Below are 20,387 nucleotides of genomic sequence, written 5' to 3' on the forward strand. Positions count from 1 at the left end.
AAAATAGATGTTAGCATTTTTTCCTTCAATTTATAAAGATGAACTATTATATAGTGTGTTGGCTAGATACCATAAACGTTCAGGGAATTTAAGTAATAAACATTCAACTTTAGATTTGTTTGGAAAAAAGAAAGCATATATTATTCCTGATTTACCTACTGATTTAGAGATATTATTAGAAAAAGTAAATCCTTTTTTAAATTCGAGTATTGATGAATGGATAAATTATCATACATTGTATAACTACTATACAAATTTTACTTCAAAAGAAATAAAACAGAGTGTTCGAAATAAAATGTTATATGGCTGTGGCAATACTTCCTTGCATTATTCAACAGGTCAAATGGCTGGGACAGTAAAAGAGCCTATGTATTTTCGCTATTGTCCTAACTGCTTTGAAGAAGATATTCAAGTGAATGGAGAAACATATTGGCGGACATATCACCAATTACCAAGTGTATTTATTTGTTTAAAGCATTCTGTCTTGCTTGTAGACAGTTCAATCTTAATTAGGCAAGGAAACTCTTCGTATTTTTATTCAAACATTGAAAACAGTTTAGAGAAGGGCAATAAAAGTGATGTTTCAAAAGTAAACTTTGATTTGCTACGTCATTTTGCTGTAGAAAGTAGCAACTTAAATCAAAAGGATTATAAATTTGATCAGTTAAATTTATTAGAGATTTATCATTACCTATTGGATCGCGAAGGGTATGTAAAATCAAACGGCACAATCGACCAAAGGCGATTAGAAGAAGACTTTATTAAGAAGTTTAAGGTCGATTTTTTAATATTGATGCAATCATTTCCAAGTGGTGTAGAAGGACAGTGTTGGTTAAGGGCAATAACAAGAAAACATCGAAAGTCTTTTCATCCTGTACGGCATTTACTGTTCATTTATTTTTTAGGTGAATCGGTTGATACAATTGAACAGTATGCAAATAAACGATATAGTCCATTTGGTGAAGAGCCATATCTATGTTTGAATCCTGCGGCAGAACACTTTCTACAGCCTGTAATAACTAATTTAAAGGTTACTCGTTGCTATGATACTAAAAGGCCGGTAGGAACCTTCTCCTGTGCCTGTGGCTTTGTTTATTCTCGTAAGGGGCCAGATAAAACAGAAGAGGATAAAACAAATATAGGGCGTATTAAGATGTTAGGTGATACTTGGTTGAGCAAACTCCATCAATTGGTTGAAATAGAACAGTTGAGTTATAAAGCATGCTCAAAAATATTAAAAGTCGACACCAAAACAATTATTAAGTATTCTAAGCAAAGAAATAGTAAGCCTATGAACAAGGAAAATCATATTAAAAGTGATTTGAAGCAAAAATGGCTTGATTTAATTAACCAATACCCCATATTATCAAGAACAGAACTTAGAAAAAAAGACCCATCACTTTATATGCGAATTTATAGAAATGATAAGGAATGGTTAAAGGAACATTCCCCAGTTGTTAAAGTAAATAGGGTTACTAATAAAAGAGTTGATTGGGTACAGAGAGACCTTCACATCTTGGGCATGGTAAAAAAAGCAGTGGAAGATATAAGTGCTAAAGAAAAACCAGTTAGAATAACCGTAAGCAGTATAGGTAAAATGATTAATAATAAATCGTTGTTAGAAAAAAGAGTAAATAAACTGCCCAATACGATGAAGTATATTGAGAGTGTTAAAGAAAATACGACCAATTTTCAAAAGAGGCGTATTAGTTGGGCTATAGATCAATTAAAAGATGAAGAACTTGAAGTTTGGAAAATAATGCGAAAAGCAGGAATCAGTGAAAGATTTTATTCTGGGTTAGAGATAGAAATAAAAAGGCAGATAATAAGTGCGAAGCAAAAATTCTGATATAAAGAATGATACCAAAAAGCCGTGTTCATAGCTGAAAACACGGCTTTTTTTGTTGTAGTCATAATGGTGTTGTTCATCTTTGAAATCGAAAAATTAAAATCCTGTGAATCCACCAAAGAAGGGAGTAAACCAAGCAATAATTTTTGTCATCATGTCAAAATAGAGTAGCACACCCATTACTATCATTAACCATCCACCAATGCTCATAATGAGATGACTTTTTGTCTGGAAAAAGACGTTGCATGCTGTGCAAATCATATTGACTAGAAGAACTTGAACAGTGAACAAGTTTGTAATCAAAGCAATATTTATTCTTCTATTTAGCAACAGAAGCACAGTAATTGAAACTACTGTGCTTCTGTTTTTTAGTTCAATACATACTATGCAACCTCTCATATTCATGTGGGGGGAGCATCTACAGAAGATTTTATAGATAATTGACATAACTATGTAACAAAATATCCCGAGGTTTATATTGATTATTCTAATTGCTGTAATAAAATGATGTTATATCTTGTTAAGTTATAACATTCAGGAGGAAACTATGCTTTCAGAGAGACAACAACTTATACGTGACATGATTCTATATAGACACAATTTGAAAATCTCAGAATTAAGTCAAACACTTGAGGTATCAGAGATGACAATACATCGAGATATAAAACCTCTGATTGAAGAAGGGCTTATTATGAAGACATATGGTGGGATTACACTTATAAGGGATCAATCTATACATCGTGTTGAGGAAGACGAGTGTGTGTATTGTCATCGTAAGTGTGATGATCGATTGGTTTACAGGATAATTCTTTTAAATGGAGAACGTGAAAATGCTTGTTGCAGCCATTGTGGAATACTGCGGCATCGACAGTTAGGTGATGAGGTAGCACAAGCAATTTGTACCGATTTTTTAACAGGGACAACGATTAGCGCTCATCTAGCTTGGTTTGTTTTAGACACTACTGTCCATATTCGTTGTTGTTACCCACAAGTGTTGGTATTTGAGACTAAAGAATATGCAGAGAACTTTGTAAAAGGATTCGGAGGTAAAGTCCTTACATTTTCCGAAATAATGAAATCATTTCCTCAACACCTTAAATTGTCCTGTAAGAACAGTTGAAGAGGGGAATTTAAATGAATGAGGTACTTCTTCAGATACATGTGTGGTTAAGTCAGTTAGCCAATTTAGTAGCAGAACCAATTTATACATTAGCACTAAAACTAGATGTATGGGGAATGAAGGCTTTCTTATTAGGGTTGGTTGGGGCAACTGCACCATGTCAACTTACATCTAATTCTACTGCTGTTGCTTTGATTACATATGAGACTGAAAAAAATAAAAGGTGGTTGAATGTAGGGAGTTATATTACAGGCAAATCTTTAGTGTACATATTGTTAGGCATAATGTCTGTATTCATCGGTAGTACAGTTGCTGATATTCCTTTCATTGGAACAATGTTTTTCCGTAAATTATTTGGCCTTACTCTTATTCTAATTGGATTAGCTCTCCTTGGAAATATTTCAGTACATTCCTCTGCATCACAACGTATCTTCCAAAAAGTCCAAAAAGGATTGAAATTGAAAAATACATCTCTTTCTTTTGGGTTGGCTATGGGTTTTTTATTCTGTCCTACGTTGTTTTGGTTATTTTTTGTCTTGTTATTGCCGACAGGAAATGGAGAATTTAATTTGATAGGTCCCATTTTTTTTGCAATTGGAACAGCAATGCCACTCATTTTATATGTGATACTACTGACTATTAGTGAACGGTTATTAAATCCAATGAAGAAGACTTTGTATTCATTCCATAATGTATCAAGGAATATTTCTGCAATCTTCTTTATATTGTCAGGATTATTCGAAACTTTAAATGCTTGGATAGGATAGAAGGGAATTTGTTTATGATATATATATTTAGTTTTAGTATTATTTTTTTGTTAACCGGTTACGTCATTTTTTCTACCTATCGTGCCAAATCGTTCTTATCAGAAATGACTGCTATGATGATTGCAATGGCTGTTTCTATGATGGCTAGCATAGTAGTAGGAACCATATTAGGAGTAATATTAGTAGGGAAAATGACTGTCCCAGTAATCTCCTCAGTACTTTTTGGCATGATAATTGGATATGTTATTGGGCGTCCCTTTAGTTTATTGGCTTCATTAGATGGACTATTAGCAGGTATCATGGGCGGCATGATGGGTGCAATGTTGGGGGTAATGGTTTTTTCTCAAGATCCTGTCGTTATGATGATATTTGTGGATGCAATTTTTATCATTGTCATGATTCTTATATTGAAATTAATTAGACAAGAAGTTAAGGGAACAGATACAATAACGGTAATATCAAATAAAAATAAATGGAGTAAAGTTATTTTTTGTGTAATTGCCGTATTATTAGTTGTTTCTGTTGTATTCTTTAAACCCATTTCTCATTACTTCAGAGATCTTTTGGGTGATACAACTCCGGTTTCAGACGATTCTTCTACAAAAATAAATGAAGTAAAAGCAGAGCAAAAAGACGGTTATCAGGAAGCCGTCATAATGGTAGAGCCATTTGGATATACACCTGAGAATGTAAAAGTAAAAGCTGGAATCCCAGTTCAACTTCATTTTCAAAAGAGTTTTTCAGGTGGATGCTTATCATACTTAATAATAGAGGATTTCCAAATAGAAAAAGATCTTGATAAAGGTGATAACTTGGTCGAATTCACACCAGAAAAACCGGGTATATATACGTTTCATTGTGGAATGAATATGTATTTTGGAAAGATAATAGTTGAATAATGGATAACAACGAAACAAAGCACAGCCATTAAGAGTCTGTGCTTTGTTTTAGTTTCACCTTTAAAATTTCTTTACTTATGTAGATTTAAAAAATAAGTATCGTGGGGTTTTATTCTTATACGAGAGATATTCTACTTTAAGCATATTCTCTAAGTGTTTTTCTTCTTGAAGAATAAGGTTATGAATTGAAACTATATTTAGTAAACAAATAATTAATGTAACTAAGTTAGGGAATGTCAAAAATAGACCTATAAACATTAAATTGAATCCAACAAATGCAGGATTTCGACTATATTTGTATAAACCATTGGTGATTAGCGAGGTTTTTGTTTCTTTATCTATACCAACTCTCCAAGAGGTTTTCATTGTTATCATTGATAAAATAAAAAACAGTAAACCAATGGTAATTGTCATTAATCCAAAGTAATGCATAACCTCATTGGTGAATAGTTTAGGTAAAATATTATCAATCGAATTATCAAATATTGACTCTAAAAGCCATGCAATTCCCCATACGAAAGTTGAAATTTTAACAAACATTTCGGAAGAATCGACGGATGTCCCCTTATTTCCTTTTCCTAACACATTTGCTTTTATCCCTGATTTCTTATTTAGAATAACTAGCTTTAATGAATAGGAAAATAAAAACAAAGCAAACAGAATCAATGAAAAAACATTTACCAGTTCCATTTTTATCTCTTCTTTCTATAATGAATTAAGTGCTATTTTAAGAAAGTAAAGTACTAGAAATAAAAAGATGGACTTTCATATAAAAAGCCCATCTATTGAATAAAGTGCGTTAATTCATTCTTTAACACGCATTAAACGTAAGCTGTTTAATGCTACTAACAATGTTGCTCCCATATCTGAGACAATGGCAATCCAAAGTGTTAGCCAACCTGGAATAACTAATAGTAATGCAGCTAGTTTAATTAAAATGGCAAATGCTATATTTGCCTTGATAATATTTAAGGCCTTACGACTTAGCTTTATTGTAAACGGTAATTTCCGTAGATCATCTGCCATTAAAGCAACATCTGCAGTCTCTAATGCAGTGTCTGTACCAGCACCACCCATGGCGATACCGACTGTAGAAGCTGCTAAAGCAGGAGCATCGTTGACACCATCACCGACCATCGCAACATTGCCATAGTCTTTTCGAAGTTGTTTTATATAGGAAAGTTTGTCTTCAGGCATTAATTCAGCTTGAATTTCAGAAACCCCTACATGATGACCAATTGCATTCGCAGTCCCTTTATTATCACCAGTTAACATGATTGTTTTCTTAACACCCATGTTATGCAATTTCTCAATAATTTCTTGGCTAGATTCACGTACCTCATCAGCTACGGCAATGATTGCTTGAATCTCTTTTTCAGTTCCTAATATCATGGCAGTTTTGCCTTCATTTTGTAACTTAAGGATGTTTCCTTCTAAATTCTCTGGAATAGGTACATTTAACTCTTGGAACAATTTTGGGCTACCGATGTAATACAAAGTACCATCTACTTCACCTTTTATTCCTTTGCCAGTAATGGCTGCGAAAGCATCAACGTTGATATTTTTGAATGAAACATTTTCTTCTTCGGCTCTTTTAATAATCGCAGAAGCTAAAGGGTGCTGAGATCGATATTCTAAAGCCGTAATTATGGCTAGAATCTTTTTTGAATCTTTTTGGGTATTCATTACATCAAAGTTTGTAACCACTGGAACACCTTTTGTAAGCGTACCTGTTTTATCAAAAGCAATTGCCTTAAGCGAACCCATTTCCTCTAAATAAATGCCACCTTTAATTAAAACCCCTTTTTTAGCAGCATTACCTATAGCTGAAACAATTGAAATTGGTGTTGAAATAACAAGCGCACATGGACATCCAACTACAAGTACTGATAAACCTTGATAAACCCAAGTTTCCCAACTACCATCGAAGAACAGTGGGGGAACAATTACTACAAGCCCTGCAATGACCATGATAATTGGTGTATAATATTTCGCAAATTTATCAACAAATGCTTGTGAAGGAGCGCGTTCACCTTGAGCTTCTTCAACTAGATGTATAATTTTTGAAATCGTTGTATCTTCAACGTATTTTGTAATTTTAACTTCTAATAAACCCTCTTCATTTAGTGTTCCAGCGAATACCTCATCATCTACTGTTTTTGAAACTGGTACTGATTCCCCTGTAATAGCTGCTTGGTTGACTGCAGAAAGACCGCTAACCACGATGCCATCCATTGCAATTTTTTGCCCAGGTATAACAATCATAATATCGCCAATCTCTATATCATCTACGTGTACCATGATTTCTTGACCATTTCGACGAATTAAAGCTTCTTTTGGTGCAATATCCATTAATGAGCGAATTGATTGACGTGCTTTATCCATTGAATAACGCTCTAAAGCTTCACTAATAGCGAATAGGATAACAACTATGGATGCTTCTGCCCATTCTCCTATAAATGCAGCACCAATGACAGCTACCGTCATTAATGTTTTCATGTCAAAATCAAAGCGAGTTAAATTTTTGAAACCAACTTTGAATAGATTGAAACCACCGATTACAATTGAAGCTATAAATAATAGGGAGGTAATAAGATTTTCTTCACCGTTTACGTATTGAGATAGATAACCGAATACGATAAATAAGCTTGCGTATAAAAGTGTGCTATGTTTTTTGTAAAATGGTACTTTCTTTTCAACTTGCCCCTCACTATTGTCAGAAGATGGAGCTTTAGATCTGTATGAAGGTGTATCCATTGATACTTTTAAATTTTCAAAAGCTCCAGCTTTTTCAAGTTCCGCAATAGTTGTTTCGCCAGTTACGGAAATTTTAGAAGCACCGAAGTTTACTTTTGCATCTTGAACCCCTGGAAGCTCTTTTACATTACGTTCAAATTTACCTGCACAGTTTGCACACGAGAAGCCTTCAATTCTATAGGTAGTATCTGTTTGGGGTGGAGTAACACGTTTTTGTTTTTCTGGCGTTACTTTTAAGTTTTCGAAAGCTCCAGCCTTTTCTAACTCCTCCACGGTCGCATCGCCTGTAACTGATATTTTAGATGCCCCAAAGTTCACCTTTGCATCTTGAACACCAGGTATTTCTTTTACATTACGTTCAAATTTACTTGCACAGTTGGCACAAGAGAAACCGTTCACGCGGAATACCTGTTTTTCCTCAGTCATTAATTTCACCTTCTTTATGTTCTTCAAATGCAACACTGATTAAATTCTTAAAATATGGGTCATGAATAGCGTAATAAACCAATTTCCCTTCTTTACGATATTCAGCTAATCCTAAATTTCGTAGTAAACGCAAATGGTGCGACGCAGTTGCTGTTGTTGACCCAATAATATTAGCGATATCGCAAACACATAATTCATCTTCTAGTGTTAGCGCATAGGCAATTTTTACACGTGTATCATCCGAAAGTGCTTTAAAAACTTTAGCAACATCCATTGATTTTTTTTCTTTTAACTTGTCTTGAACATAGTTTACTTTATCCTCATGAATACAGGTGATTTCACATATTTCTTTCATATATTTTCCTCCAGTTATCATTCAAACGTTCAAACGATTATTTGATTGTTTTTATAATAAACTTAAACATTCAAATAGTCAAACAGTTATTTGAATGTTTTATTTATTTAATGCAATTTATTATTTTTGACCAGAAAAGTATATGCAAAAGCCTAAGCTTGAAAAAAGTTAATTTTTTTGGATATGTATGGAAAAAGAAATGTAGATCATTAAATTAGAGGTTAGCTATTGAATATAATAATTATTAGTTTGAATAATAGTTGCAAATTGCAAATAAAATTGCTATATATATTTATTAAGGATAGAATATTTTTGTGTTTTACTTAGTTTTATTAATTACAGCTATTATTTTTAATGAATTTATATTTGCAAAATGCAAATAATGAAGGGGGATAAAAAATGAAAGGGATTCTTGATACAATCGTTATTGGGGGAGGGCAGGCTGGACTTGCAGCAGGCTATCATTTACTGAAAAAAGGTCTACGATTTTTAATATTAGAAGAAAGTAATCAGATCGGGGGTTCTTGGCCAAATTATTATGACAGTCTTAAATTGTTTTCTCCAGCAGGGTTTTCCTCTATGCCCGGCATGAAGTTTCCTGGAAACCAGAATCTCTATCCGAAAAGGGATGAAGTTATTCGATACTTACAAGATTATAAAAAAAAGTTCCAATTACCTGTTTTAATTAATCAGAGAGTAGATATGATTGAGAAAAATAACATAGGTTTTATTGTTCGAACTGTCACAGGCGATAAATTTCAAGTTAGAACAATCATAAATGCTACAGGCTCATTTAATAATCCTTTTATTCCTAACATTCAAGGAAGAGAAGTCTTTCAAGGGAAAACACTTCACTCTTCAGAATATCGAAATCCACAGCCATATCACAACCAAAGGGTAATCGTAATCGGAGGAGGTAATTCGGCTGTGCAAATTGCTGTTGAATTGTCTAAGGTTAGCCAAACTACTCTTTCAGTACGACAGCCAATAAAATTTGTAAAACAACGTCTACTTGGACGGGACATACACTATTGGTTGAAGGTATTTGGTTTTGATACCTTTCCTTTCTGGCGCTTTGGAAAAACGGCACCCAGATCAAATGCTGTGAATGATATAGGAGGATATAAAGATCGAATTAGTAAGGGGAGTCCGGAACAACGTTTAATGTTTACTTCTTTTTATGAAGATGGAGTTATTTGGCCGGACGGAGAAAGGGAGCCTGTAGATACCATTATCTATGCCACAGGATACAGACCACATTTACCCTATATGAAATTACTTGGTGCATTAGATGGGGAAGGAATGCCTTTACAAAAGGCAGGTATTAGCAGTATCCCTGGATTATATTTTGTGGGACTAGAAGGACAACGATCATTTGCATCTGCAACTTTAAGAGGTGTGGGAGAAGATGCCGAGTATGTTGTGAAAAAGTTACTTCACCACATGAAAAGTAGAAACTTTTGAAGTAGGAAAAACATCTTCAAAAAAAGTTAAATATATTTTAGTTGTATTTTGCAAATAAATAATATATATGTCTTTATAGGAGATGATTAAATGGAAAATAAACGTGAACTTTTTCAAGTTTTAACTCAAAAGTTTGCTCTACTAAATAAAACATGTTGTACTGTAGGATCAATTGACATCACACCAATACAGAGCCATATTCTATATGAGATCGACAAACAAAATAATCCTTCTATGCAACAAATAGCAGAGGCAATAGGTATGGATATTACTACATTTAGTAGACAGATTCAAACTCTTATTAAGATGAATCTTGTCAAAAAAACTCCTCTAACATCAGATAAAAGAGTGTACATTTTGTCATTAACTGTGGAGGGTACATTTCTCGCTACTACAATTGATGAAATGATAAACAATTATTTAAATGAAGTTTTTTCACATTTGAATGACTTCGAAAAAGAAACTGTTTTACGTTCAATTGAACTCTTAAATAAAGCTATGGCTAAATCAAATTTGTGTTGTACACCTTCTCCATAACTCGTTACTAAAGAAAAATTAATGGAGATAAATTAATCTTTATCATTATCTTTTAAAGCGTACGTTTAGGTAACTGAACGTACGCTTTTTACAAAGTATAAAAATTTTTTTAAAATGGGTAAATATCTGTTGCAATTCAAAACATTAAATCATAATATAAGAATATAGTTATATACTGATTATGTCACCTTCTTACGAGGTGATTTTATTTAAAATAATATATAAGAAAACAGTTATATAAGGAGTGCAGATAAATGGAAAACACACTAATTGAAAAACAACTAAAAGCAGCAGCGGATTTGAATCGCATTAAATTACTTGCATGCATGAAAAACGGGGAGGTATGTGTATGTGATTTTGTGGATGTGCTAGGAATATCACAACCAGCCGTTAGTCAACATCTACGAAAATTAAAGGAGGCAGGCATTATTACGGAACGGAAAGTAGGGACTTGGAAACATTACCGTTTAGTAGAGAATCAAACGCCACTGATGAAGGGCATTTTAGAACAAATTCAGCCTTTAAAGGGGTGCAATTGTGAAACCGATTGCTGCCATGTAGGGGGAAATATAAATGAGTAATGAATCTTTAACAAAACAGCTTTCTTTTCTAGATCGTTACCTTACCCTTTGGATATTCGTTGCGATGGGAATAGGTGTTGTATTAAGTATCACCATGCCTAATGTTGGGGAAGCGTTAGAGTCCATGTCTATTGGAACAACGTCCATACCGATTGCTATAGGGTTAATTGTCATGATGTATCCACCATTAGCGAAAGTAAAGTATGAAGAAATGTGGCGAGTGTTTAAGGATTGGAAAGTGCTATTACTATCACTTTTACAAAACTGGTTACTCGGCCCGTTCCTCATGTTCTTTTTAGCGATTATCTTCTTACAAGATTACCCAGAATATATGGCTGGACTCATTATGATTGGCTTAGCTCGATGTATTGCCATGGTGATTGTGTGGAATGATTTAGCGCGTGGAGATCGTGAATATGTAGCTGGTTTAGTTGCCTTTAACTCCATTTTTCAAATTGTGACGTATTCAATTTTTGCTTACTTTTTCTTAAATGTATTACCTGGTTGGTTTGGTTTAGAGAATTTCAATGTATCCATTTCTATGTGGGAGATTACAAAGAGCGTTCTAATTTACTTAGGGATACCATTTGCAGCAGGATTCCTCACACGATGGATAGGAATTAAAGCAAAAGGAAAACAGTGGTATGAAGAAAAGTTCTTACCGAAAATTTCACCACTTACTTTAATTGCACTGCTGTTCACGATTGTGTTGATGTTTGCTTTAAAGGGTGAGCAATTAGTAGAACTGCCACTTGATGTAGTGCGAATTGCTATTCCATTATTTATTTACTTTGTGATCATGTTTGCTGTGTCATTCTTCTCTTCCCGTAAAGTAGGTGCATCTTATCCTGTCACAGCAGCTCTTTCTTTTACAGCTGCAAGCAACAACTTCGAGTTAGCAATTGCTGTTGCAGTGGGTGTGTTTGGCTTGCATAGTGGCGTGGCATTTGCCGCTGTTATTGGACCACTAGTGGAAGTACCAGTCCTCATTGGACTTGTATGGGTTGCCTTACGTTGGCAGAAAAAATACTTTAAAACCATTAAATTATAAGGAGCAATTACTATGACAAATACACTTTATTTCTTATGTACAGGAAACTCATGTCGAAGTCAGATGGCTGAAGGATGGGCAAAGAAATTACTACCTACCAATTGGACAGTTAAAAGTGCTGGTATTGAAGCACATGGCGTAAATCCGAATGCTACTAAAGCGATGGCGGAGGTAGGGGTTGATATTTCAAATCATACATCCGATTTAATTGATTTTGAGACATTAAACAATGCAACATTAGTTGTCACTTTATGTGGGGATGCAGCTGATAAATGCCCAATGACACCTCCTCACGTTCGTCGTGAGCATTGGGGATTTGAAGATCCAGCGAAAGCGACAGGTACTGATGAAGAGAAGTGGGCTGTATTCCAAAATGTTCGTGATGCAATTGGTAAACGCATTGAACAATTTGTAGCTGAGGAGCTGAAATAAATTGAAAAAAATTCATATCTATGAGCCAGCAATGTGCTGTTCTACAGGCTTATGTGGACCTTCTATAGACCCAGAATTATTGCGAATGTCATTTATTATGAATAATTTAAAGAAAACAAACATAGAAGCTGAAAGATTTAATCTTACAAACGAGCCAAATGCTTTTGTAGAAAACGAAGCAATCAATCAACTATTAGTGTCAGAAGGAATGGATGCCTTACCTGCAACGTTTGTGGATGGAGAATTACTTTGCAAAGGAATCTATCCAACAAATGAACAATTTTCACAGTGGTCAGGACTTTCAGAAGACGAATTACTACAAAAGCCAAAAGTACGCTTGTCACTAAAAGGAGATGCGTAAGATGGAACGCTTTACAAGAATTCATTTCCCTGACACCCCATTCCTGTTTTTCACGGGGAAAGGGGGCGTTGGGAAAACATCGGTTGCTTGTAGCCTATCAATAGCCATTGCAAGGGAAGGGAAAAAGGTACTTTTAATTAGTACAGACCCCGCATCCAACTTACAAGATATTTTTGGCCAAACGCTTTCTAATAGTCCAACAAAAATTGAAGGCATAGACAATTTATTTGCGATAAATTTGGACCCTGAACAGGCAGCACAACATTACAAAGAGCAAATGGTTGGTCCGTACCGTGGAAAACTACCTGAAGTGGTATTACAAAATATGGAGGAACAACTTTCTGGTGCTTGCACAGTAGAAATTGCTGCCTTTAATGAATTTGCTTCACTATTGACTGATACTTCAGTGATTGGGAATTTTGACACTGTGGTGTTTGATACAGCCCCTACAGGGCATACGTTACGATTATTACAGTTGCCTTCTGCATGGTCTACGTTTCTAGACGATAACACGACTGGCACTTCATGTTTAGGTCCTTTAAAAGGGCTAGAACCACAACGTGAAGTCTATAAAGAGGCAGTTGAACGTTTAAAGAATGCTAATCAAACAACGTTAATGTTAGTGACACGCCCAGAAGAAAATCCTTTAAAGGAAGCTGCACGTGCTTCTCACGAATTGTTTGAAATAGGCATTCAAAATCAGACTCTACTAATTAATGGATATATGAGCAATGCCAATTCTACTGATGATATCGAAGAGGCTTTCATTGCGCGTCAAGCTGATGCAATAGCAAGAATTCCTGAAGAACTAAATCAATTTGAGCATTTCTACTTACCTTTTGTACCGTACTCATTATCAAGTATTGAGCGTATGCAAGCATGGATGACTGACAAAGAAGTTATACATGCAGATGAATCAAATGAAGAAACTAAGATTCCTGAGATAGAAGAAATGATTGCAGATTATTTAGAACGTAAACCGAAACTCATTTTTACGATGGGGAAAGGTGGGGTTGGAAAAACAACTGTGGCTTCTTATATTGCATTACGATTAGCAGAAGAGGATACTCATGTACATTTAACTACAACAGATCCCGCCGCACACCTCGATTGGACATTCGGAGATGACAACGTTAATAATTTAACGATCAGTCGTATTGATCCAAAAGCAGAAGTGGCAAACTATGAAGCAGAAGTGCTTGCAAAGGCAAGTGAAACGATGAATGAGGAAGGTTTAGCATTTGTGAAAGAGGATTTGGCTTCTCCTTGTACAGAGGAAATAGCTGTATTCAAAGCATTTGCTAACGTTGTAGAAAATCATCAAGATGAAGTCATTATTATTGATACCGCACCAACAGGGCATACGTTGCTTTTACTAGACGCAACAGAAGCTTATCATCGGGAAATAAGCCGTTCACAAGGGGATATTCCTCCAGCTGTTTCTAACCTGTTACCAAGGTTGCGTGATGCCTCTTATACGAGTGTTGCCATTGTAACTCTTCCTGAAGCAACACCTGTTTATGAAGCTTCGCGCTTACAAGAAGATTTACACCGTGCTGGATTATCTGTTGATTGGTGGGTTGTTAATCAAACGTTTTCATCTATCTATACAACAAGTCCAACATTAATTCAAAAACAACAAGCTGAAACGAAATGGCTAAAAGAAGTTAGATCCATCAGCAATAATCAATTTGTGGCCATTCCATGGGTAAAAACGCCACCGGTTGGAACACAAGGCTTACATGAATTAAAAGGAGAGAAAATCAAATGAAAATGAGTCTAGAAGGTAAAAATTATTTAGAACAGGTATTAGCTGATTCAGAGGTTAAAACGCTTCGTTTCTTTGGTATTGCAGGCTGCTGTGGGGTTAATTTAGGTGTAGGCTTAGAAGCACCAGCAGAAGAAGATGCAATTCAAACAATTGAAGGTATCGAAGTCGCAATTCATCCTGATATTGCACCGCAATTAACAGATGTTACGATCCATGCAGAAGAAGAGAATGGTGAGCTAGGTTTAGTATTAGTTGGATACTCACCGACATCTTGCTAACAAGTGATCCTAAATATACTGTCTGTCGTAGCAATTATTCAATCCGTTGAATGGAGGATGCAATAATGACAGTAAACCATGCTAGCGAATTAACTAAAGATTATTTTATCGCTTATTTAAAGTTAATAATGAATAGTAGAGAATACACATTGATACAGGCTAAAGAGTTTGCTTTTGATTTCTTCTTTAAAGGAGATATGGATCGTTACGGCACTTCTACATGGTTGCAATTTGAAAAAGCTATAAAAGAAATTGATAAAATCATGTGTGAAATGGAAGTGTGTTCATAACTATCACAAAAGCTTAAATAAATTACGTCTAGCTTACTGCTAGACGTAAAAAATATATTTTATATAAGGGAATGCTTATATAAAGAAAAAAGAGGAGAAGTTTATATGAAAACACTAAAAGTAATCAATCAAAATCAATCTTGTTGTACTCCTGTTCAGGACATTGAAGTCCAAGAGACTGTTAATAATTCCAATAAGAATTTACCGATTGTCATAATTGGTGCAGGTCCTATCGGGTTAGCTACTGCTGCTCATTTAGTAGAGCAAAACCAGTCATTTATTTTACTTGAAGCTGGCAATGAAATAGCACACAATATTCGTACTTGGGGGCATGTCACATTATTTTCTCCATGGCGTTATAACATCAATAGAGCTGCTAAATCATTATTAGAGGGGTCTGATTGGGTAGAACCTAACTTAGAAACAATACCTACAGGGCATGAGTTAATTGATCTTTATTTAAAACCTTTGGCAGAGTTAACACAAATAAAACCTAGTATCCGATTGAACTCAAAAGTAGTAGGTATTTCAAGACAATTAAATGATAAAATGAAATCAAAAAATCGATTAAATCAGTTCTTTAATATATATGTTGAAAAAGAGGATGACATCGATATTATTGAGGCAAAAGCAGTTATCGATGCAACGGGTACATGGGGGAACCCAAACCCAGCAAATTCTACAGGTGTTTGGCTGAAAAATGAGAAAGTATTAGCAGATCACATTGAGTATGGTATTCCAGATATAAATACGAATCCTAAGAGATATGCAAATAAGAAGGTTGCTGTCATTGGTGGTGGTCATTCAGCGATCAATACCTTATTAGCTTTGGCTGAATTACAAAAAGATAATCCTTCAACAAAGCTTGTGTGGATTATGCGTAAAAGATCTGTAGAAGAAGCCTATGGCGGGGAGGAAAAAGATGCGTTGGCAGCACGTGGCGCACTCGGTATTCGCATCCATGAATTAGTAGATACAGGAAAGATTGAGGTAGTAACACCTTTCTATATTTCACAGGTGAAAAAAGAAGAGAATATCCATATTGTAGGTACTATTAATGGAGAACAAAAAGTACTTACAGGATTCGATGAACTTATTGTTAATGCAGGAAATCGACCTGATTTTACCATGAACAATGAACTGCGTTTATCTATTGATACAGCAACAGAAAGTGTGCAAGCATTAGCGCCACTAATTGATCCTAATGAGCATAGTTGTGGCACAGTCAGAGCGCATGGTGAAGAAATACTACGCCAACCTGAAAAGGACTTCTATATAGTCGGAGCTAAAAGTTATGGACGCGCACCAACATTTTTAATGGCAACCGGCTACGAACAGGTTCGTTCAATAACAGCTTATTTATCAGGAGATGAAGAAGCGTCGAAACGTGTTGAATTAGAATTACCAGAAACAGGCGTATGTAGTATTAATCTTGTCAATCAATCAAATACATGTTGCTAATTGGGGGGATATGTTTTGTTAAATCAGTTATTTATAGTGGGAGTATATATATTAATTATCTTAATGTTATCATATATTACACATGAATATCTGGAAAATAAGTTTAGTAAGCAATGTTATTTAATATGGTTGATTTGTGTTTTTTTAACTGGACCTATAGCATTCACCATATATATTATTTGGGATAAGAAAAACAACATACCTAATACAAATGTAAAATAGGTAAGTCTAATGTGGAGAATTCTATAAAGTTTAATTAATTGACTGTTAGTGAAAGCTAGCAGTCTTTTTAAAATACTAAGGGAAATGGGATGGACAAACTTATGGAACAGATTTGGGATGACAGACATCATTACTAATTGAAATATACTTTAGGTAGCGTTTTTACTTATGAAAAAAGCTTTACTGAAAAAACATTGTAATAAATAAGAGGAGTAAGGATATGATAGGTTATTTTCCAACGCCATATGAAGATGAACTATATTACAGTATAATAGCTCGTTATCACATTCATGTAGGTAACTTGAGTAGAAAACATACAAATAAAGAACTATTTGGAAAGAAGGTAAATATTAATTTAGAATTACCAATGGGACTCGCTCATTTAGTATCCCAAATCAATATATTCTCGAAAGAATTTACTAAAGAGTATTTTATTAACCAGCATACAGTGATACCGTTTGTAAAACCCTTTAAAAGTGAAGAATGGAATGAGAAAATTTATAAAAGTGATTTTAAAAATTTATATATTTTTTTATTTAGTTACAGTAAATACAATGTAAAAAACAAGAAATATTTATATTATTGTGCAGAATGCTTAAAGGAACAGCTTAAGTCAAATGGTGAAGGATTTTGGAACAGGATTCATCAAATTCCAGGGATTTTTGTTTGTACTAGGCATAAGACTCCGTTATTAGAGTATTCGTTAAAAATATCCGAGATGGGCTTTATAAATTATTTAATTCCAACAATTGAAGATATTAGAGAACCACTTAGGAGCTATAGTGAGGAACTAATGAAATATTTGATCGATCTAGCAGAGGACGTTGAATACATTATTAGAATGAATTACAAATCGTTTTCTGAAGAGTATTATATTAGCAAATATGTAGATTTATTAGGTAAGAAAGGGTTTGCATATCCCATTAAAAAGCGAAGAGAATACTTACAAAAGTTAATAATTGAATATTATCCAACAGATTTTCTAGAGTTATTAGATTCATTTTTCAAGATAAGTGACAAGTTTTCTTGGGTTCCTAGTTTAATAAATATTGAAGAAAATAGGTCGTTACATCCGATAAGACACTTATTATTAATGAGATTATTAAGTGGATCAGCCAAAAATTATTTTGAAAAGGAGAACTCATTTAAACCTTTTGGTGAAGGACCTTGGGTTTGTATGAACCCGTTTTGCAAGAATTATTTAAAAGAGAATATAAAAAATGTGAATGTTAGAGTAAATAATTCAGATAGGAAAATTCAAGGTATCATAAAGTGTAATTGCGGTTTTGAGTACATAATTAAGGAAGGGGAAAAATCTCCTTTTGATATAAGGGATTTCCATAGAAGAATAGTAAAGCGAGGCCGAGTATGGGAACTTAATTTTAATGAATTACTTAAACAAGATCTAACACTGAACAAAATAGCGGAATTAGCAAATATATCTAGGGATACAGTAATAAGGATTAAGAATAGGGGGCATCTTTCTTCAGTTCAATTAAAAAACAAAGAAGGATTAATGAACAAACAAAAATTAAAAACGGAGTACTACAAAGAGGAATTTCTAAAAATCCGAAAAGAAAATCCAGAATATTCACGCTCTGACTTAGGTAAAGCATATACTAAAATATACGGATGGCTTTTACAATATGATAAAGAATGGTTAATTCGCAATTCTCCTTACTTGAGGAGTACTGGTAATAGAGAAAAAATAGATTACTTAGAGAGAGATAAAGAATTACTAAGCAAAGCAAAATTAATAATAGATAGTTGGTCAGAACATGAAGGAAATTTAAAGAGATTGGTTAGGAAAAGTAGGACAGGGATAATAAATTTACTTGATGTCAAAGCAAGTTATAGTTTGTTCAGTGGAAAATACCCACTTACTACTAAGTATATCAATTCGAATATAGAGACGGTTGAGGATTTTCGGCATAGAAGAATAAAAATTGTTATGGATACCAAATATAAAGACGAGATTGTAACAAAAAATATGGTTATTGAAGCAGCTAATCTTAAAAACTATATTAGAATTAATATAGAGAAACGAGAAAAATTACTAAAATATATAGAGGATTTAGTAACTATCCATAATAACAAATTCTTATAGAATAAAGCTGTGAAGAAACATATTTAAACTATAATGTAAGTACATAATTTTCGTATTGGTATACAACTTTTTTGTAACAGTTTATTGCAAAATAAGTTAATTTGATGAAAATAAGTATACGACTTTATTGTCATTTTAAAGATAAGAAAGACACAAGAATGCGGGTTTGAACATTTGTTAGTATACAACTTTATTGAAACTCTTCAGTATTTGTAGACTTGAAAAAAAGATTGATAATACGTAAAAAAGACTGATAATAAGGGTAAAAGATTGATAATACGTAAAAAAGTCTGATAAAGAAACCTCTTGCCAATAAAATATTGGCAAGAGGTTTTTTAGTGTTTATGAATAGGTTCTTTAAAGTTTTATAGCTTTGAGATTTTCTTTTATATTCTAGCCAATAATTAAAATCTCATTTTTGTTATTCTTCAAACGGGCCAGATTGTGGAATAAAATCATTTTCATTTATATTATGTTATCAAACCAATATTTGGAAGGTTTTACCTCCATTAACTTAGCAAATCAGTAGAATAGTCAGTAAAGTTTCGAGAACACTCATGAGGTATAAATTTAATTGATTTTACTTGATACATTTTTTCTTTTAATATATAGATGATTTGAATATCCCCTATATATCCTCCTACAGGAGAGATTTGTCCTCTTCCACAATCGGGCGCATTTCTCTAAATAAGAAGTAACACTAATATATGCAAAGAAAAAGATGTAGAATCATTGTTTTCCTTTTCGTCTTAATAAGTATGTATTTAAGTACGTTGGGTACATTCAAAAATAATTTGTACAGATTAATGGTTCTTGTACATTTTATTGATAACAAAAACCCCAGTTTGATACTGGGGAGACGGTTTGTCAGGTAAAAATATTATTTTTCTGGATAATCTACATGTAATGGTGGTGGAACTAACCAACCTTTATTTTTATTTAGACGAAGTAGTTTTGCACCGATTTGAGCTTTTGCTGTATGAAATTGACTATACATTAGTGCAATATCTTCTCGAGTAGATGTTCCCATTCCTTGACTGCATGCAACTAATCCTGTAGCAAGGTCGGCTGTAAGTGCAGCACTTATTTCAGGATCATTAAATTTTGCTCCAGGAGGAATATCTTCCATCCTTGCAACAGGTCGTTCGGGTGAAGCAGGAGGTAGAGCAATACCATTAGTTTTTAGAATTTTTTCTAATTGTTTTACTCATCTCTACAAAGTTCAATAATATCTTCAATAATTTTCTTAAGGTCTTCATCTCCAGCATGATTGTAAAATGTTTGATAGCCAGAAATTATACCATAGTTGTTCACAACTAAACCCGACCAAACACTAAATACTTCACCATAATGCAATGGTTCATCTTTTGGATTTCCACCCATAATACCCATAATTACAATGTAAGGATAGTATGGTTAAAATTTAAAAAGGTTTAATTAAAAAATTATGTTACTGAACATTTTGAGGACATCATGTAATAGTATTTCAATAATAGGGCGCTTTCCTGGAAACGTGGAAAGTGCCTTTTAGATTAATTAGAGTTCAAAACAAACTATTGATGCATTGCTGCTGAACAATAAGCGCATATAAAAACACTGTTTATCAGTCTATTTTCCCAGAATTAAATCAATACTTTTAGACCGGAACATATATTTAAA

18 protein-coding genes and 2 pseudogenes are annotated in these 20,387 nt (G+C 33.8%); 15 read left to right on the forward strand and 5 right to left on the reverse strand.

All coding sequences use genetic code 11. The features are described 5' to 3' along the window. Positions 1-7: 7 nt before the first annotated feature. Positions 8-1,849, forward strand: a complete 1,842-nt coding sequence (locus tag ABC382_RS16475) for a TnsD family Tn7-like transposition protein (RefSeq protein WP_036079778.1) — start codon at positions 8-10, stop codon at positions 1,847-1,849. A gap of 96 nt (positions 1,850-1,945) precedes the next feature. On the opposite strand, the pseudogene ABC382_RS16480 reads toward ABC382_RS16475, so the two are convergent. Further along, a pseudogene (locus ABC382_RS16480) lies at positions 1,946-2,059 on the reverse strand (cytochrome c biogenesis protein CcdA); the annotation flags it as partial. A 337-nt stretch (positions 2,060-2,396) separates the two neighbouring features. On the opposite strand from ABC382_RS16480, the gene ABC382_RS16485 reads away from it, so the two are divergent. From ABC382_RS16485 to ABC382_RS16495, 3 genes are read left to right on the forward strand one after another with little or no spacing between them, the layout of a single operon-like run. After that, the gene (locus ABC382_RS16485; protein ID WP_009374044.1) at positions 2,397-2,969 is read left to right on the forward strand and encodes a DeoR family transcriptional regulator; all 573 of its coding nucleotides are present in this window, start codon (positions 2,397-2,399) and stop codon (positions 2,967-2,969) included. Between the two features lie 14 nt (positions 2,970-2,983). After that, positions 2,984-3,736, forward strand: a complete 753-nt coding sequence (locus tag ABC382_RS16490; protein ID WP_009374042.1) for an urease accessory protein UreH domain-containing protein — start codon at positions 2,984-2,986, stop codon at positions 3,734-3,736. 14 nt (positions 3,737-3,750) lie between these two features. Further along, entirely contained in the window at positions 3,751-4,635 is an 885-nt protein-coding gene (locus ABC382_RS16495; protein ID WP_009374041.1) for a cupredoxin domain-containing protein, read from the forward strand. Between the two features lie 75 nt (positions 4,636-4,710). On the opposite strand, the gene ABC382_RS16500 is transcribed toward ABC382_RS16495, so the two are convergent. The 3 genes from ABC382_RS16500 to ABC382_RS16510 form a co-directional block, all read right to left on the reverse strand. Further along, positions 4,711-5,325, reverse strand: coding sequence for a methyltransferase family protein (locus ABC382_RS16500; protein WP_009374040.1), 615 nt, complete (start codon positions 5,323-5,325; stop codon positions 4,711-4,713). Between the two features lie 114 nt (positions 5,326-5,439). Next, positions 5,440-7,818 (reverse strand): heavy metal translocating P-type ATPase, encoded by a 2,379-nt coding sequence (locus ABC382_RS16505; RefSeq protein ID WP_009374038.1) that lies wholly within the window; start codon positions 7,816-7,818, stop codon positions 5,440-5,442. Continuing rightward, a complete protein-coding gene (locus ABC382_RS16510) occupies positions 7,811-8,173 on the reverse strand; it encodes an ArsR/SmtB family transcription factor (protein ID WP_009374036.1) in 363 nt (120 codons plus the stop codon). The genes ABC382_RS16505 and ABC382_RS16510 overlap by 8 nt, the downstream gene beginning before the upstream one ends. Before the next feature lie 399 nt (positions 8,174-8,572). Between ABC382_RS16510 and ABC382_RS16515 the strand changes: the two genes are divergently transcribed. The 11 genes from ABC382_RS16515 (at position 8,573) to ABC382_RS16565 (ending at position 18,728) form a co-directional block, all read left to right on the forward strand. Continuing rightward, complete coding sequence (locus tag ABC382_RS16515; RefSeq protein ID WP_009374035.1) at positions 8,573-9,637, forward strand: flavin-containing monooxygenase; 1,065 nt, start codon at positions 8,573-8,575, stop codon at positions 9,635-9,637. Between the two features lie 90 nt (positions 9,638-9,727). Then, positions 9,728-10,174 (forward strand): MarR family winged helix-turn-helix transcriptional regulator, encoded by a 447-nt coding sequence (locus ABC382_RS16520; protein ID WP_009374034.1) that lies wholly within the window; start codon positions 9,728-9,730, stop codon positions 10,172-10,174. Positions 10,175-10,428: 254 nt separating this feature from the next. Next, entirely contained in the window at positions 10,429-10,755 is a 327-nt protein-coding gene (locus ABC382_RS16525; RefSeq protein WP_036079775.1) for an ArsR/SmtB family transcription factor, read from the forward strand. Next, positions 10,748-11,806: an ACR3 family arsenite efflux transporter gene (gene arsB / locus ABC382_RS16530; protein WP_016993623.1), complete on the forward strand. Its 1,059-nt coding sequence runs from the start codon at positions 10,748-10,750 to the stop codon at positions 11,804-11,806. Before ABC382_RS16525 ends, arsB begins: the two co-directional genes overlap by 8 nt. Positions 11,807-11,818: 12 nt before the next feature. After that, positions 11,819-12,238 carry an arsenate reductase (thioredoxin) gene (gene arsC / locus ABC382_RS16535; RefSeq protein ID WP_016993624.1) on the forward strand — a complete coding sequence of 140 codons (420 nt, stop codon included), beginning with the start codon at positions 11,819-11,821 and terminating at the stop codon, positions 12,236-12,238. A gap of 1 nt (position 12,239) precedes the next feature. Next, entirely contained in the window at positions 12,240-12,599 is a 360-nt protein-coding gene (arsD, locus tag ABC382_RS16540; RefSeq protein WP_009370518.1) for an arsenite efflux transporter metallochaperone ArsD, read from the forward strand. Between the two features lies 1 nt (position 12,600). Then, positions 12,601-14,370 (forward strand): arsenical pump-driving ATPase, encoded by a 1,770-nt coding sequence (arsA, locus tag ABC382_RS16545; protein ID WP_009370516.1) that lies wholly within the window; start codon positions 12,601-12,603, stop codon positions 14,368-14,370. Next, positions 14,367-14,648 carry a HesB-like domain-containing protein gene (locus tag ABC382_RS16550; protein WP_009370515.1) on the forward strand — a complete coding sequence of 94 codons (282 nt, stop codon included), beginning with the start codon at positions 14,367-14,369 and terminating at the stop codon, positions 14,646-14,648. Before arsA ends, ABC382_RS16550 begins: the two co-directional genes overlap by 4 nt. A 65-nt stretch (positions 14,649-14,713) precedes the next feature. Further along, complete coding sequence (locus ABC382_RS16555; protein WP_009370514.1) at positions 14,714-14,938, forward strand: hypothetical protein; 225 nt, start codon at positions 14,714-14,716, stop codon at positions 14,936-14,938. 105 nt (positions 14,939-15,043) lie between these two features. Next, positions 15,044-16,399 carry an FAD-dependent oxidoreductase gene (locus tag ABC382_RS16560; RefSeq protein ID WP_009370513.1) on the forward strand — a complete coding sequence of 452 codons (1,356 nt, stop codon included), beginning with the start codon at positions 15,044-15,046 and terminating at the stop codon, positions 16,397-16,399. A 442-nt stretch (positions 16,400-16,841) separates the two neighbouring features. Beyond that, positions 16,842-18,728 (forward strand): TnsD family Tn7-like transposition protein, encoded by a 1,887-nt coding sequence (locus ABC382_RS16565; protein WP_009370511.1) that lies wholly within the window; start codon positions 16,842-16,844, stop codon positions 18,726-18,728. Positions 18,729-19,608: 880 nt separating this feature from the next. On the opposite strand, the pseudogene ABC382_RS16570 reads toward ABC382_RS16565, so the two are convergent. Next, a pseudogene (locus ABC382_RS16570) lies at positions 19,609-20,120 on the reverse strand (DUF3231 family protein). Positions 20,121-20,387: the final 267 nt, after the last annotated feature.

This window comes from Lysinibacillus phoenicis, assembly GCF_047238325.1.
Taxonomy (GTDB): domain Bacteria; phylum Bacillota; class Bacilli; order Bacillales_A; family Planococcaceae; genus Lysinibacillus; species Lysinibacillus irui.